The sequence below is a fragment of the Rhizorhabdus phycosphaerae genome (genome assembly GCF_011044255.1).
GTDB lineage: Bacteria > Pseudomonadota > Alphaproteobacteria > Sphingomonadales > Sphingomonadaceae > Rhizorhabdus > Rhizorhabdus phycosphaerae.
In genome coordinates this window covers 3,751,562-3,767,998 of record NZ_CP049107.1, presented here as the reverse complement: position 1 = coordinate 3,767,998, position 16,437 = coordinate 3,751,562, and the positions used below count along the sequence as shown (strand labels likewise).

Sequence of the window (16,437 nt, the reverse complement as noted above, 5' to 3'; positions counted from 1 at the left end):
CGCCATGGCGGCGCTTGTGCCTTCGCCCATTGTCGGGTCACATCGGCGCGTTGGCCACAACAAGACATCGGGGCAAGATGCGCTATCGTATTGCCGTGGATATTGGCGGAACGTTCGTCGATTCCATTCTTTTCGACATGGAGACGGGCGGCATCAGGATCGCCAAGGCCTCCACCACCCCCGACGAACCGGCGCGCGGCGTGATGGAAGCGTTGCGCCGCCTGGGCGCCGATCTCTCAAACACCGACCTGTTCATTCACGGCACGACGCTCGGCCTCAATGCCGTGATCGAGCGGCGCGGTGTCGAGACGGGCATCATCACCAACGAGGGCTTTCGCGACATCTTCGAGATCGGACGCGGCGACGTTCCCGCGCACTCGATGTACGACTATGCCTATCAGCGCCCGGCGCCCCTGGTGCCCCGGCGGCATCGCCTCGGCGTCCCCGGGCGCCTCAATGCGCAGGGCGAAGAGGTCGTGGCGCTGGACGAGGCGGCCGTGGTGGAAGCAGCGGGCGCGCTCGCTGGGGACGGGGTGCGGTCGGTTGCCGTGTCTTTCCTCCACAGCTACCGCAACCCGGCGCACGAAGCGCGGGCGGCGGACGTCATCCGCAAGCACTTCCCCCACCTGGCTGTCTCCACATCGAGCGGGATAACGCGCGAATATCGGGAATATGAGCGGACCGCGACGGCCGTCGTCGATGCCTATATCAATCCGATCTTCGGCAATTATGTCGATCGGCTGGACTCGGCTCTGCGCGATGCCGGCTTTGGCGGCCGCTTTTTGATCATGCGCTCGGCCGGTGGCGCGATGTCCGCCGAAGCTGCAAAAGCCGCACCGATCTACACGGTGCTGTCCGGCCCCGCTGGAGGCGTGATCGGCGCCTCCTATCTCGCGCGGATGCTGGGCAAGACCCGCCTGCTGACGCTGGATTATGGGGGCACCAGCCTCGACACCTCGGTGATCGAGGATTTCGAGCCATTGGTGATGCACGAGGCGCGCCTCGAACAATTGCCGGCCCAGATCCCGATCTTCGACATACGCTGCATCGGCGCCGGTGGCGGCTCGATCGCCTGGGTGTCCGAAGGACTGCTTCAGGTCGGCCCGCACAGCGCGGGCGCCACGCCCGGGCCGATCGCCTATGGCCGGGGCGGCGTCGAGCCGACCACCACCGATGCCGCCCTGATCCTGGGCTTTCTCGATCCCGAGGCCTTTCTGGGCGGCGCTCTGCGCCTCGACGCCGACGCCGCACGCGCCGGAATGGAAGCCAAGGTGGCCTCGCTCATGGGTGCCGATGTGCTGGCGGCGGCGGCCGGGCTGTTCGACGTGCTGATCGCGCGGACGGCCGGTGCCATTCGCGAGATAACGGTCGAACGGGGGAAGGATCCGCGCGACTTCTCGATGCTCGCCTTCGGTGGTGCCGGGCCGATGATCGCACCGCTGATCGCCCGCGAGGTCGAGAATTTCGAATTGATCGTTCCCGCGACCCCGGCCGTCTTCTCGGCCTGGGGCATGCTGATGTCCGACCTCGTCACCGATGCTGCGCAAACCGACATCCGCCTGCTCGACGCCGAGGCGATGGATCTGGTCGGAACGCAGTTCGAGGGCCTCGTGGAGGAAGCCCGGTCGGCGCTGGTCGCACAGGGCGCGCCGCTCAAGTCGCAGGAGGTGATCCGCCTGCTCGAATGTCGCTATGTCGGACAGGAGCATGTCCTGGCTATCCCGCTTGCCGACGGCCCGATCGACGCAGAGGCGGTCCGCGCCATCTTCGCGCAGACCCACAAGGACCGCTACGGTCACGCACCGAAGGACCCCGTGCAGATCGTGACGCTGCGCGTGCGTGCCTATAGCCGCCTGCCCAAGCCCGAAATCGCCCAGCCCGAACCTGCGACCGGCCCGGTCGAGGCGGCGCTGCTCGGCCATCGCGACGCCTTCTGTTTCGCGCGGCGGGGCCTGTGCAGCTTCGACGTCTATGATCGCGCCCGGCTCGCCCCCGGCCATGGTTTTGCAGGGCCCGCGATCATCGAGGAAGGGACCTGCACGACGGTCGTCCATTCGGATCAGCGCGTCACGGTCGACGCCCATGGCAACCTCATCATCACGCGGAGCGCAGAATGAGTCTGGATGGTGCCACGCTGGAAGTGATCCGCAGCCACCTCGTGTCGGCGGCGGAGGAAATGCGGCGGACGCTGATCCGCACGGCCTTCAACCCCGTCATCTACGAAGTGCTGGACTTCGGCATTTCGCTCTATGATGCGGACCTCGAGCTGATCGCCGATGCCCCGGGCCTGGCCTTCTTCCTCGGTGCGAACGATCATGCGCTGGTCAAGGGCATGGATTATGTCGGCCGCGACAATGTCGCCCCCGGCGACATCTTCGTCATGAATTATCCCTATTGGAACTCGGCCCACGCGATGGATGCGACATTGTTCGCGCCCGTCTTCGCGCCGGGTGCCGACCGGCCCTTCGCCTTCACCTGCATCCGCGCCCACTGGATCGACCTCGGCGCGAAGGATCCGGGCTATGTGCTCGATTCCACCGACATGCACCAGGAAGGCATGATCTTCCCAGGCACGCGGGTCTATCGCGGTGGCGAGCCCGTGCGCGAGATCTTCGAACTCATCCGCTTCAATTCGCGCATGCCCGACATCGTCATCGGCGACCTCGAGGCGCAGATCGCCGCGACCCAGACCGGCATCAAGCGGCTCAACGCCATCTATGCGAAGTTCGGCGGCAATGCCTTCGCCGAAGCGGTCGCCCGCATCAAGGCGCATGGCGAGGCGGTCGCGCGCAAGGCCCTCGCAGCCCTGCCCCATGGCAGCTGGGAGGCCGAGGACCTGATCGACGACGACGGCATCAGTGACGATCCCGTGCCCATGCATGTCCGCGTCACCATCGACGACGAGGGCCTGACCTGCGACTTCTCGAAATCCTCGCCGGCCGTGCTCGGGCCGATCAACGTGCCGATCGGGCTCACCGAGACGATCTGCAAATTCGTGCTGAAATCGATCACCACGCCGAACAGCCACAACAATGCCGGCACCTTCCGTCCGCTCAAGGTCGTCGCCCCGGAAGGCAATCTGTTCCATGCCGTCTATCCCGTGGCGACCTTCACCCAATGGGTGTCGCACCTGGCGCTGGAGCTGGTCTATCGCGCGCTGGGTCAGGGCATGCCCGAGCGGATAGCCGCCTGCTCCGGAGGCGACATCATGGGCTTCATGATGATCGGCAAGGAACCGACGACCGGCAAGATCTATGCGGTTTCGAACAACGATCCCGTCGGCTGGGGCGGCACGGCCCAGCATGACGGCATCAACGCGACCAACCATATTTCGGGCAGCCTCGTCCGCAACACGCCGATCGAAGTGCTGGAAATGCGCACCGGCATGTTCATGGAAAGATGCGAGCTGCGTCCCGACAGCGGCGGCGCCGGACGCCATCGCGGTGGCCTCGGACTGGTGCGCGACATCCGCTTCGTCACCGATGGCGAGTTCCTGTCGGTCACCAAGCGCAGCAAGGAGAAGCCTTGGGCCATGCTCGGCGGCGAAAGGCCGGACGCCAATTGCGTGGAGCTGTTTCCCGAGACCGACAAAGCCAAACGGGTCGGCACCTATCGCACCAAGGTGAAGACCGGCGACCGTATCCGCGTGCTGAGCGCCGGAGGCGCCGGCTATGGACCGGTCGCCGAACGCGAGCCGGATAAGGTTCGGGAGGATGTCCGCGACGGCTATGTCACCGCGGAAGCCGCCGCCCGCATCTACGCCGTCGACCTGAACGACTGACGGCACGGATCGCAGGGAGACAGGGATGGCGATCCCCAGCCACAAGCTCCAATATCTGTACGAGACGTACAAGCGCGGCTCGATGCGCAGCGCGAGCGAGCATCTGGGCGTCGCCGTATCGTCGATCAGCCGGCAGATCTCGCAAGTGGAAGCGGAACTGGGCATCCCCCTGATCGAGCATGGTCGACGCTCGGTAAAGCTCACCGAGGCGGGCAAGCTGGCGATCGATTATTACCGCAACACCGCGGTTCATCAGTCGCAGTTCGTCGAGCAGTTGCGCGACCTGAAGGATTCGCGCACCGGCCGGATCGACCTCGCGGTGGGCGAAGGGTTCGTGACCCAGGCGCTGTCCGAAACACTGGCTCTGTTCAACGCCCGCTTTCCGACATTGACGCTGTCGGTCCAGGTCGGCGGCACCAACAGCATCGCCGAGCGGGTGGCCGATGACGAAGCGCATATCGGTCTCGTCTTCGACGGCAAGCCGCACGATCGCCTGACGGCGCGCATCACCTTGCCGCAGCCGCTCTATTGCGTGGTTTCCACCCGCCACAAGCTCGCCATGCGATCGAGCGTGGCGATGTCCGAAATGGCCGAACATTCGCTCTGCCTGCTCAACGACCGCTTCCGGATCCGGCAGCTTCTTTCCGAGGCGGAAGCCGAAGCCGGCCTGCTCCTGACGCCGGCCATGGTGACGGACTCGATCGGCTTGATGAAGGCCAGCGTCGCCACCGGCAAATTCGCGACACTGCTGCCCACGCTGCCGATCAGCGCCGAAGTCAGCGACGGCATTTTGGTCGCCATACCGGTCGAAAACCAGACCCTGACCCGCACGACCGTCAGCCTGGTCACGCGCAGCGGTCGTCAATTGCCGAAGTCCGTCCTCGCCCTGCTGACCATGATCGAGGGCGCGCTGAAGCGGTGGACGGCCCTCGACGCGGGAGCAATGGCGCAAGAGGGCGGCGACTGACGAAACAAGGGGAAAACCTATGAACGACGCGGGCGATGGCTTGCTCGAAGGCAATGCGACGCAGCGCGTTGGCAGCAGCGACTTCCGGCCCTGGACCTTCTTCGCCGCCATCCAGATCGGGACGGCCATCTGCGTGCCCATGTTCGCGCTGGGCGGCGATCTGGGCAGCCACAGCCGCTTCCTCGACCTCCCCCTGCCCGTCCTCGTCGCGTCCTCGATCGTCGCTCTGATGTCGATGGCGACGGGCTATGTCGGCATGACCGCCCGGCTGCCCACGTCCGTCTTCACGCGCACCACCTTCGGCGTGGCCGGCGCAAAGCTGCTGGCGGCGGTCCTCATCCTGACGCTGCTCGGCTGGTTCGGCATCCAGATCGAGATGCTGGCACGAGCCGTCGTCGGCCTGCTGGCAAGCCAGTTCGGCATATCCGTCCCGCTGACGGTGGTGATCGTCGCAAGCGGCCTGCTGGTCAGCACGACCGGGATCATCGGCGTCAAGGCGCTCGGCAAGCTGGCGACCATCACAGTGCCCTTCCTGCTGGCGGTGATCACCGTCCCGCTTTGGCTGGCCTTCGGACGCTTCGACGTGGCAGAGCGCCTCGCCGCCCCGCCGTCCCTTCCCGCTTATGATGCCGGGACCATCATCTCGATCATCGCGGGTGGCTACATGACCGGGATTGCGGTCACCCCCGACGTTTCGCGCTTCCTGGCCACCCGCCGCGACATGGTGCTGGGACCGGTGGTGGCGCTGGGCATCGTCCTGCCCTTCCTCATCCTGCTGTCGGCGTCGCTGGCGGTCATCTACGGCACCGGCGACCTGATCGGGATCATGACCCGGGCGGGGCTCGCGGCACCGGCGCTGGCGATCCTCATCCTCGCCACCTGGTCGAGCAACGACAAGAATCTCTATGAGTCCGCCCTGTCCCTTTCGGCGCTCGTGCCCGGCATCCCACGGTGGATTCTCGCGACCGGCGCGGCGACCGTCGGCATCGCCTTTGCCGCGATGGGCATCTTTGGGCATTTCATCGCCTTTCTCGTGATGCTCGGCATCGTGATCGCGCCCGTCGCCGGGCTCTACACCGTCGACTTCGTGCTGCGACCCGACCGCTATGCGCCTTCGGCGGAGCCCGAGACGCGCGCCGTCCGCCCGCTCCCCTTTGCCATCTGGGCGCTCGCCTCATTGATCGGCTGGTCGACCCTGCCGGCGTCCGGCGGCGGGCTCGGCCTGTTCGCTCTCACCGGAGTTTCGACGCTCGACGCGCTCGGCGCCGCGACCGGCTTCTACGCTCTTGCGACTTTCGGCCATCGCTCGCTGGCGCGAAGGACGGCCGCCGCCTGAAAGCAGGCTGCGGCTTCGGTCCGCCCATCTTTGCTTGCAGAGCAACGAAGCCGTCACAATCGGAAATTGATGCTTCCCGTGCCTGGGTCATGTTGCACCTGCTAAATATCGCCAAAAAGGGGTGGGACCATGAAGACGTTGACGACCGCTTTGAGTGCCAGCTTGCTTGCCACGACCATGTTGGTCACCTTCGCTCCGGCCCATGCGCAGGCCAAGCCTGCCGACACGAATGCGGGCGACGCGCTTCCCGGCGAAATCCTCGTGACGGCCCGCAAGCGGACCGAAGCGCTGCAGTCCGTCCCCGACGCGATCACGGTCGTGACCAGCACGACGATCGAACGGGCCGGGATCCAGAACCTTCAGGACATCGGCAAGCTCACCCCCAATCTGGTGATCATCGATCAGCTTCGCCCCGGCATCCAGACGGTGTCGATCCGCGGTTTCACCACGGTTCAGGGCGGCAAGGCGCCTTTCGCGACAATCGTCGACGGCGTGCAGCAGCCAGGCATGGAATATCTGGCCCAGAACCTGATCGACATCGATCGCGTCGAGGTGGTTCGCGGTCCGCAGGGTACGCTGTACGGCGGCGGCGCCATCGCAGGCGCGATCAACATCGTCACCAAGCGTCCGACCAACGAGTTCGAGGGCAGCGTATCAGGCGGCTATTTCGAAGGCCCGGGCTGGACGACGACGGCCACCCTTTCCGGCCCCATCGTCAAGGACAAGCTGTTCGCGCGCGCCTCGGTATTCCACGTCGACGATGACGGCCTGATCACCAACACCACCACCGGCAATTCGGTCGACCAGCGCAAGGACACCACCTTGCGCGGCCGGCTGCTGTTCCTGCCGTCGGAAGACGTCACGATCGACGTGAACGGCAGCTACACCCACGGGCGCGACGGCGCCCTGTGGCTGGTCGCGGTCGACAACAGCAATTTCGAGGATTTCTCGGCCAAGCCTGCCACCGACATCGACGGCATCGACAAGCGCGATCTCTATTCGCTGTCCGGCAAGATCGACGTCGACCTCGGCCCGGTGACGGCGACCTCTATCACCGCCTACAACAAGGCCGAGCAGTCGCTGTTCGCGGATGGCGATTTCAGCCCGACGCCGAGTTTCGCCCAGACCTGGGTCACCAACAGCCGCTCTTACAGCGAGGAGCTTCGCCTCGCGAGCAACGGCGCCGGCCCGCTGCAATATGTCGTCGGCTTCTTCTACCAGGACTATAAGGTCACCGACATCACACAGTTCGGGTCGATCCTGCCGGCCGGCGGCTTCGACTTCTTCTCGACCAACCCCAACCAATATTCGTCGAAGTCCTGGGCGGGCTTCGGCCAGGCATCCTATGACGTCACCGATGCGCTGCAACTCACGCTCGGCCTGCGCTATGACAGCGACAAGCAGACGGCGCGCAATCCGCTGGTCGCCAATCCCACCATCGATCGCAAGACGTTCAAGCGCTGGCAGCCGAAGGTCAACCTCAGCTACAAATTCACGCCCGACATACTCGGTTATCTGACCTATGCGACCGGCTTCCGTACCGGCGGCTTCAATCCGAATTCGCCGCTCGCGCTGCGAATTTACGACAACGAAGTGTCGGAAAATTACGAAGCGGGCGTCAAGGCCAGCTTCCTGGGCGGGCGGCTCGTGGCCAATGGCGCGGTGTTCCACACCTCGTTCGAAAACCAGCAATTCTTCTTCTCGCGGGCCACGAACCAGGGGATTTTCCGGGTCATCGTCAACATCCCCAAGACCCGCGTGAATGGCGTGGAACTCGAACTGGTCGGTCGCCCGACCGACGTGTTCACGCTGCGCGGATCGCTCGGCTACAACGACACCTCGATCCGCAACTTCGACGGTACCGCGCTGTACCGGGGCAACCGCACCCCACAGGTCTACGGCCTGACCCTCGGTGGCTCGGCCGAACTGAACCAGCCGATCGGCGATCGCACCAACCTGATCGCGCGCGTCGATGTCGAGCATCGCGGCGACGTCTATTGGGATATCGAGAACCAGGTCCGCTCGACCCCCAAGACCTTCATCAATGCGCGACTCGGGGTCGAGATCGGCAATTACAGCCTCGCCGCCTATGCCCGGAACCTGACCAACGAGCGTACGCCGGCGGCCGTCGGCGCCAACGCCCTCGGCGCGGGCCGGTCGCTTCGCAGCACCAACCAGCCGCGGCGGATCGGGGTCGAGGCCACGGTCAAGTTCTGATGTCGAACGGGATCGCCTGGCCGGAGGATGCGCGCGCGCCCCTGCCCCCCGTCCTTCCGTGGACCGGGGCCAGCGAGGGCCTCGTGCGACCGGCGGGCGATCCCTGGATAACTCCGGCCGAGGCAAGCGGGTTCGACACCACCCCTGGATATGCCGAGACGCTCCACTGGCTGGACCGTCTCGCCCAGGCGAGCCCGCTGGTCCGGCTGGAGAGCCTCGGCCGCTCGGTAGAAGGGCGCGATCTGCTGCTGGTGATCGCCAGCCGCGATCCGGATCGCGCGCTGACGCCGGGCGGCGGGCACCGCCCGCGCCTGCTCGTCCAGTGCGGTATCCATCCGGGCGAGATCGACGGCAAGGACGCGGGGCTCATGCTTCTGCGCGACATCGCGCTGGGCGATCGGACCGCATTGCTCGACGGCGCGGATTGGCTGTTCATCCCGATCCTCAACCCCGACGGCCACGAACGCACCTCAGCGTTCAACCGCCCGAACCAGCGGGGTCCATCGAACCAGGGCTGGCGCACCAACGCCCAGAACCTCAATCTCAACCGCGACTATGTGAAGGCCGATTCACCCGAGATGCAGGCCTTGCTCGGCCTGCTCGGACGGATCGATCCCGACCTCTACATCGACCTGCACGTCACCGACGGCCTCGACTATCACTATGACATCACCTTCGGCTTCCAGGACGCGCCCTACAGCCTGTCGCCGGCAACCAATGTCTGGCTCGAAACGGCATTCAGGCCCGCCGTCAATGCGGCTCTGGCCGATGCGGGTCACCATGGCGGGCCTCTGGTCCTGGCGGTCGACGATCGGGATCCGTCGCTGGGGTTGACGCTGCCAGCCTTTCCGCCGCGCTTTTCGCATGGCTATGGCGATGCACGGCATATCCCGACGGTTCTCGTCGAAAATCATTCGCTGAAGCCGGTTCGGCAACGGGTGCTGGGCACCTATGTCCTGATCGCGCAGAGCCTGGCATTGCTGGCGGGTGCCGCCCACGATCTCCGGCGCGCGCGTGACGAGGATCGCGCACGACGCCCACGCTGCGTGACCACCAATTGGGTGCCGCGCAAGGATCCGGTGCGCAGCATCGAATTCCACCCGATCGCAAGCGAGCATTATCTGTCGCCGGTTACGGAGGCCCGCGAGGTACGCTGGCTCGGTCGGGCGCTGCCGCCGGCCAAAGTCCCGCTGTTCGGTTCCCGGCCGTCCAGCACCGAGGCGCGGCCGCTTGCCTACTGGATTCCCGCCGGGGAGCGCGCCGCGATCGACTGCCTGACGCGCCATGGGATCCGCATGTCACGCCTTACGACCCCGCATCGGGTGGAGGTCGAAATGCTGCGCTTCGAACAATGCACCGTGGACCGCATGAGCGAGCGCCGCCCTCGTCTGGTCGCCGGTCCGATCAGCCGCGAGACGCACCAGGAGACGTTCGCGCCCGGATCGGTACGCATTCCGCTCGACCAGCCGCTCGGTACGCTCGCCATGCTGCTGCTCGAGCCCAGCTCGCCGGATTCGGTGTTCGCCATGGGCCATATCGCCGGGATGATCGATGCGACCGACTATTTGGAAGCCTATGTCGTCGCGCCGATGGGCGAGGCGATGCTGGCCAGATCTCCGGAGCTCAAGGCGCAGTTCGAGCGCCGGGTAGCCGCAGACCCGCGCTTTGCCGGCGATCCGACGGCACGGCTGCGCTGGTTCTACGAGCGCTCTCCTTATGCGGACGCTCGACATCTGCTCTATCCGGTCGGGATCGAGCGACGGGACAGCGGCTTTGTCGATGCGGCGGAGAACGATGATCCGCTGACCCGCATGTTTGCCTGGTGGAACGAAGCCTATCGCCTGCCGGATGCCTTCACCGAAGCTGCGTTCGCGCGCTACTTCACGGGCGACGCCGAACTGATCGTCAACGGCGAGATGCGGGCGCAGGGGCTGGCGGGGCTGGCATCGCGATTCCGCGACGTGCGGCGGCTGACCGACAGCGTCAGGATCGAACTGCCCTTCATCGACAGCTTCGCCTCGGCCGACGGCAGCCGGCTCTACACGCGCCATCGGGCCCATGCCGTGGTCCGGGGCAAGGCGGAGACGGAACTGATCAGCGGCTGGGCAGAGCTGCGCGGGGAACTGATCCGGCGTATCGATTTCGTGAGCGTCGTCCTTACCGACTGACGGCCAAGCCTTCCGCAAGACGCAACGATGTTATCGCGCCGCGCGATTGAAGCCGGGGATCGACCGGCGCATTTCGGAACGGCAGGGGGCAGAGACAAGGACGACCATGGACAAGCGTTCGAGAGTTGACTGGCGCGGCTATATTCCGGCGATGCTGACGCCCTTCGCAGACGACGGGGCCCTCGACCCCGCACGGCTCGGCTCCCATCTCGAGTGGCTCGCGGCAGAAGGCATGCACGGCCTCGTTATCGGCGGCACCACGGGCGAATGGACCAGCCTGTCTCCTGCCGAGCGCCGCGACCTGTTCCGGCTCGTCGGCGACCAGATGAAGGGCCGCCTGCCGCTGATCGCGGGTTGCACCAGCTATACGCCCGGCGAGAGCATCGACCTGGCCCGCCACGCCAAGGCCTGCGGTTTCGACGGCATCCTGCTGACCCCACCCCCCTATATCCGCCCATCCGACAGCGAGATCGTCGATTTCTACCGGATGGTGTCGGACGCCAACGTCCTGCCCATCTGCGTCTATAACTGGCCGCCCGGAACGGGCATCGACATGACGCCCGACCTGCTCGGGCGCCTCGCCGCGCTCGACGGTGTCGTCGCGATCAAGCAGTCGACCGGGCGCCTCGATCAGTTCGTGAAGACCTTCTTCGCGCTACGCGATACGGTGCGCGTGTTCGGCTTCTCGATGGATGAACATGGCCTGACGTTGCTCCACGCGCATGACGGCGACGGGACGATGGGGGCCGGCGGCATCCTCGGACGCGACCAGCCCGACTTCTACAACCATCTGTGGCGTGGCGATCTCGATGCCGCGCGCGCCTGTGGCGCCAAGGACCGGCTGATCCTCGACCAGTGGTACACGCCCGATCTGGTGGGCCGCTTCGGTTCCGGGCCGGCGGCGCTGAAGGCGGGTTTCCGGCTGCTCGGCCAGCCGCTCGGCGGCGTCCGCCTGCCGCTGCGCGACGTCGATGCCGACGGGCTCGCCGCCATTGCGGAAACGCTGCGCCAGGCGGGCAAGCTGTCCCGTCCGCTCGAACGGGTTGCCTGACCCGCGAAGCGCCTGCGCCTATCGCCGCTGCACGACCTCGGCAGCGGCGATGGCGGTGAGGTTCAAGATGCCCCGCGAGGTTACGCCTGGGGTCAGGACGTGGATCGGCTGGGCGAGCCCCATCAGCATCGGGCCCACCGTGGGCGAGCGCGATGACGCGGCGAGCGCCGTCAGCGTGATGTTGGCGGCATCGAGGTTCGGCATGACGAGCAGATTGGCCGATCCCTCGAAGCGTGAATCCGGAATCAGGCGTTCGCGCAGCGGCTGCGAGAGCGCCGCATCGGCATGCATCTCGCCATCGACCGCCATGTCGGGCGCCATCGCTTTGACCAGCTTGAACGCCTCACGCATCTTGCGCGCACTGGGGCTGTGCGACGCACCGAAATTGGAGTGCGACAGCATCGCCACCTTGGGCTCGATGCCGAAGCGCCGCACTGCGCGCTCCGCCAGGATCGTCATCTCGGCGACCTGCGCGGGCGTCGGATCCGGCACCATGTGCGTGTCGGTCAGGAACAGAACGCCGGCGTCGAGGATCAGACCCGACAGCGCATAGACGCGCTGGGCATCTGGCGAGCGATCGATCGTCCGCAGCACATGCTCGACCTGCCCCCAATATTCGGAATTGCCGCCGACGAGCGCGGCGTCGACCTGTCCGGTACGCAACAACATGGAAGCGGTAACGGTGGGGCGGCGGTGGACGTGGCGGACGATTTCCGCGGACGGCACGCCCCGCCGGGCCGCGAGCGCCCGATAGGCCTCGACCAGCGCGCCCAACCGGTCGTGATCGGTCTCCGGATCCACGACCTCGACATCCCGATCGAGCTCGAAGCGCAGACCGAGCTGCGGCAGCTTCTCGGCAAGAATACGGCGCCTGGCGACGATGACCGGCTGAACAAGTCCCTCGTCCAGCGCATCCTGGACCGCGCGCAGGACGCGCTCGTCCTCGCCCTCGCCATAGGCCATGCGCGCTCGGGTGCCGCGCGCTGCCTCGAAGACGGGCATCATCATCTGGCCCGACCGTGCGCTCTGCTGCTGGAGCGAGCGACGATAGGTCTCGATGTCGATTGGGCGGCGCGCCACGCCCGACGCGATCGCCGCCTGGGCGACGGCGGGTGCGATCTCACCGATCAGGCGCGGATCGAACGGCGTCGGGATGATATAGTCCGACCCGAAGCTCAGCTTGCTGCCGCCATAGGCTTGCGCCACGCTTTCATGCGCCGGCAACCGGGCGAGCGCCGCAATCGCTTCCGCGGCCGCGACCTTCATCTCCTCGTTGATCGTCGTCGCTCCGACGTCGAGCGCGCCTCGGAAGATATAGGGGAAACACAGGACGTTGTTGACCTGGTTCGGATAGTCCGACCGCCCCGTGGCGACGATGGCGTCGGGGCGCGCCGCGCGCGCGATTTCGGGCAGGATCTCCGGCTCCGGATTCGCCAGTGCGAAGATTAGCGGGCGTTCGGACAGGAGCGGAAGCCATTCGGGCTTCAAGACGCCCGGCGCCGACAGGCCGAGGAAGACGTTCGCACCAGGCAGCACTTCTGGCAGCGTCCGCGCATCCGTCCGGCGCGCATAGCGCGCCATATTCGGTCCCATGCCCTCGCGGCCCGCATGGACGACGCCGTCCTTGTCGGTCAGCGTGACATTCTCGACCGGCAGGCCCATCGACACCAGCAGGTCGACGCAGGCCAGTGCCGCGGCCCCGGCTCCCGACGTCACCAGCTTGGCTTCGGCCAGGCTGATATTCTGAAGGACGAGCGCATTGCGGACGGCCGCAGCGACGACGATCGCGGTGCCATGCTGGTCGTCGTGAAAGACCGGAATGTTCATCCGCTTCTTGAGCGCGGCTTCGATCTCGAAACATTCGGGCGCGCGAATGTCTTCGAGGTTGATACCGCCGAAGGTCGGCTCGAGCAGTGCCACCGCCTCGACGAACCGCTCGGGATCGGTGGTGTCGACCTCGATGTCGAACACATCGATGTCGGCAAATTTCTTGAAGAGGACCGCCTTGCCTTCCATCACTGGCTTCGAAGCGAGCGCGCCGATCGCCCCCAGGCCCAGCACGGCGGTGCCGTTGGAGATGACGGCGACCAGATTGCCGCGCGCGGTATAATCGAGCGCCTTGTCGGGATCGGCCGCGATTTCCTCGCAGGGCGCGGCGACGCCCGGCGAATAAGCGAGCGCGAGGTCCCTCTGGTTGACCATCCGCTTCGTCGGCTCGATCCGCATCTTCCCGGGCTGCGGGTAGCGGTGATAGTCGAGGGCTGCGCGGCGAAGCGTCTCTTCCACGGCGGGGCGACTCCAAGTCTGTGTGGGGGCTGGCGGATGGTGGCGGCTGTAGCAGCGGCGCCATTTTCTTCAACCGGCGAGGCCCGCGCTGCACCGCGAACGGCGCATTTTCCCCACTTTTCTTTGTCCGATGGCGCCGAACGGCCACCGCAATCGGCCGCCGCATTCCTCTTGCTTCAAGCTTAAATCAAACATACATATATGAAAACGAATATGAGTTTGATGGGAGCACGGCTCGACTATCCTGCAACGAAGGGGGTTGGAATGAACGGGAAGATCAGGATTTTTGTATCGACCGCGTCGCTGATCGCGATCGCGACCACTGCCGCACCGGCCTCGGCGCAGAGCGCGGCGGCAGCGGACACGCTCAGTTCCGACATCGTCGTGACGGCCCGCAAGCGCGGCGAGGAACGGCTGCAGGACATTCCCGCCTCGATCACCGCGATCGGATCGGCCGAGCTCGAACGCCGCGGCGTCACCAATTTCGAAAGCTTCGCCTATACCGTTCCGGGCCTGACCTTCACCGACCAGGGCCCCGGTCTGAAGCGCTACACGCTGCGCGGCATCCAGTCGGCCGGCCAGGAGCAGGTCGCGGTCTATTATGACGAAGTGCCCGTCCCCGGTATCCAGAGCTCGAGCGGCGACAGCGGCTCGCAGATCGGCGACCTGCAGGTCTATGACATGTCGCGGATCGAGGTGCTGAAGGGGCCGCAGAGCACGACCTTCGGCGCCAATTCGCAGACCGGTGCGGTCCGCTTCATCACCAACAAGCCGAAGCTGAACGCCGTCGAAGGCTCCGTCCGCGCGGGCGCGAACATGGTGTCGGGCGGAGACGAGGGCGCCAACATCTACGGCATGGTCAACATGCCGATCGTCGAGAACACGCTCGGCATCCGGGTGGTCGGCTATTATGATCGCACGCCCGGCTATGTCGACAATGTCCGGCTCGGGCTCAAGAACATCAATTCCGATGCGACCTCGGGCGTTCGCGGCATCCTGCGCTGGGAACCGGCGCCCGGCATCGAGATCGATGCCATGGCCTGGTACCAGCGGCGCAACACCAAGGGCGCCAGCGAATATAGCCCGTTCGACAGCTTCCGGGAGCGCGGCAACAGCAGCGATCCCGGCTGGAACGACCTTGTCCCGCGCTTCGCCTATTTCCAGACCGGCCAGTATAATTCGGGCAGCTACGTCAAGTCGCCGCGCCCCGACCGCCAGCAGATCTACTCGCTCAGCGGCACCGGCGATCTCGGCTTCGCCTCGCTGACCGTCACCGGCTCGATCTACAAGCGCAAGCTGCAATTCTACCGCGACAATTTCGTCTGGTCGCTGGGCGTCGGTCCGGCCGGCGAGACCTGCCCCAATGGCCGCCCCTGCACGCGCCCCGACCTGATCCCGCAGCTGACCGACCAGACGCAGGATCTCAACCAGAAGACTTTCGAGGCCCGCCTGAACTCGACCGGCGACGGCCCGTTCCAGTGGGTCGCCGGCGTCTTCTATCGCGACCGCCAGTCGAACTTCCGCAGTTTCTCGCCGCTGGTCGACGCCAATGGCGACATCATCGTCGCGAGCACGCCCCCGACGGGCTTCTCGACTGCGGTCGGTGCCGGCATCGCCGGCTGCAACCCCTGCGCCTTTGCCCGCGTGAACACGCGCGGCATCAAGGAAAAGGCGGTGTTCGGCGAGGCGACCTTCGACATCACCGAAAGCCTTGAGCTGATGGGCGGGCTTCGCTGGTTCGAAGCCAAGCAGACCGACTTCGGCTCGACGCTCTTCCAGTTCCCGACCTTCGGCAGCACCCTGCCCGCGCCCTATAATCGGCGCTTCACCGAGGATCAGTATATCCCCAAGGCGCAGATCTCGTTCAAGCCTGCCGAGGACGTGTCGGTCTATGCACTGGCCTCGAAGGGCTTCCGGCTCGGCGGCACCAACCAGTCGGCAGCGGTGGTCATCCCCGATGGCTATGAGTCCGACTCGCTGTGGAATTACGAGCTCGGCTTCAAGTCGACCTGGTTCAACCGCCGTCTCGTGTTCAACGCGGCGGTCTATCAGATCGACTGGAACAACATCCAGGTCTCCGGGCGCGATCCGACCAACTCCTTCGCCTTCATCGGCAATGCGGGCGCCGCGCGTATCCAGGGTCTCGAGGTCGAGGTGCAGACACGACCCATGGACGGGCTCGAACTGCTGGCCGGCTTCAACTGGCTGCCCAAGCGCGAGCTGACCGAGGACCAGATCAGCGACAGCATCGCGGCGGCCGGCCGCAAGGGCGACAAGATCCCGCGCATCCCGGCGCTCACCGCGACCTTCTCGGGCCAGTACAACATGGACCTGCCGGTCGACGGCTGGAATGGCTGGCTGCGCGGCGAATATAGCTACAAGGGCAAGTCGGGCACCGAGCTTCGTCCGACGGCGAGCACCTATCGCCAGCAGGATGCGTTCAGCATCGTCAACCTGCGCGTCGGCGCCGACAATCGCGACGATGGGCTCGGCTTCGCGCTGTTCCTGAACAACGTCTTCGATGTGCAGGGCGACGTGTTCCTGGCGGCGGCGGCCTTCGTGCCCACCACGAAGATCACCAATCGCCCGCGCACGATCGGCTTCGAGATATCGAAGGCCTTCTGATAGAAC

9 protein-coding genes are annotated in these 16,437 nt (G+C 65.8%); 8 read left to right on the top strand and 1 reads right to left on the bottom strand.

Features of this window, described 5'->3' with window-relative positions; all coding sequences use genetic code 11:
* Positions 1-77 precede the first annotated feature (77 nt).
* The 7 genes from G6P88_RS17485 (at position 78) to G6P88_RS17455 (ending at position 11,520) form a co-directional block, all read left to right on the top strand.
* Positions 78-2,117: a hydantoinase/oxoprolinase family protein gene (locus tag G6P88_RS17485; RefSeq protein WP_165324330.1), complete on the top strand. Its 2,040-nt coding sequence runs from the start codon at positions 78-80 to the stop codon at positions 2,115-2,117.
* On the top strand, positions 2,114-3,781 hold the full coding sequence (locus G6P88_RS17480) for a hydantoinase B/oxoprolinase family protein (protein ID WP_165324329.1): 1,668 nt from the start codon (positions 2,114-2,116) through the stop codon (positions 3,779-3,781). Before G6P88_RS17485 ends, G6P88_RS17480 begins: the two co-directional genes overlap by 4 nt.
* Before the next feature lie 25 nt (positions 3,782-3,806).
* Positions 3,807-4,748, top strand: a complete 942-nt coding sequence (locus tag G6P88_RS17475) for a LysR family transcriptional regulator (RefSeq protein WP_165324328.1) — start codon at positions 3,807-3,809, stop codon at positions 4,746-4,748.
* A 19-nt stretch (positions 4,749-4,767) separates the two neighbouring features.
* Complete coding sequence (locus tag G6P88_RS17470) at positions 4,768-6,084, top strand: cytosine permease (RefSeq protein WP_165324327.1); 1,317 nt, start codon at positions 4,768-4,770, stop codon at positions 6,082-6,084.
* A 129-nt stretch (positions 6,085-6,213) separates the two neighbouring features.
* Positions 6,214-8,301, top strand: a complete 2,088-nt coding sequence (locus tag G6P88_RS17465; protein ID WP_165324326.1) for a TonB-dependent receptor — start codon at positions 6,214-6,216, stop codon at positions 8,299-8,301.
* Positions 8,301-10,469, top strand: coding sequence for a M14 family metallopeptidase (locus G6P88_RS17460; protein ID WP_165324325.1), 2,169 nt, complete (start codon positions 8,301-8,303; stop codon positions 10,467-10,469). The genes G6P88_RS17465 and G6P88_RS17460 overlap by 1 nt, the downstream gene beginning before the upstream one ends.
* A gap of 106 nt (positions 10,470-10,575) precedes the next feature.
* The gene (locus G6P88_RS17455; protein ID WP_165324324.1) at positions 10,576-11,520 is read left to right on the top strand and encodes a dihydrodipicolinate synthase family protein; all 945 of its coding nucleotides are present in this window, start codon (positions 10,576-10,578) and stop codon (positions 11,518-11,520) included.
* 18 nt (positions 11,521-11,538) lie between these two features.
* On the opposite strand, the gene G6P88_RS17450 is transcribed toward G6P88_RS17455, so the two are convergent.
* Positions 11,539-13,806, bottom strand: coding sequence for an NADP-dependent malic enzyme (locus G6P88_RS17450; protein ID WP_165324323.1), 2,268 nt, complete (start codon positions 13,804-13,806; stop codon positions 11,539-11,541).
* A gap of 264 nt (positions 13,807-14,070) precedes the next feature.
* Between G6P88_RS17450 and G6P88_RS17445 the strand changes: the two genes are divergently transcribed.
* The gene (locus tag G6P88_RS17445; protein WP_165324322.1) at positions 14,071-16,431 is read left to right on the top strand and encodes a TonB-dependent receptor; all 2,361 of its coding nucleotides are present in this window, start codon (positions 14,071-14,073) and stop codon (positions 16,429-16,431) included.
* Positions 16,432-16,437: the final 6 nt, after the last annotated feature.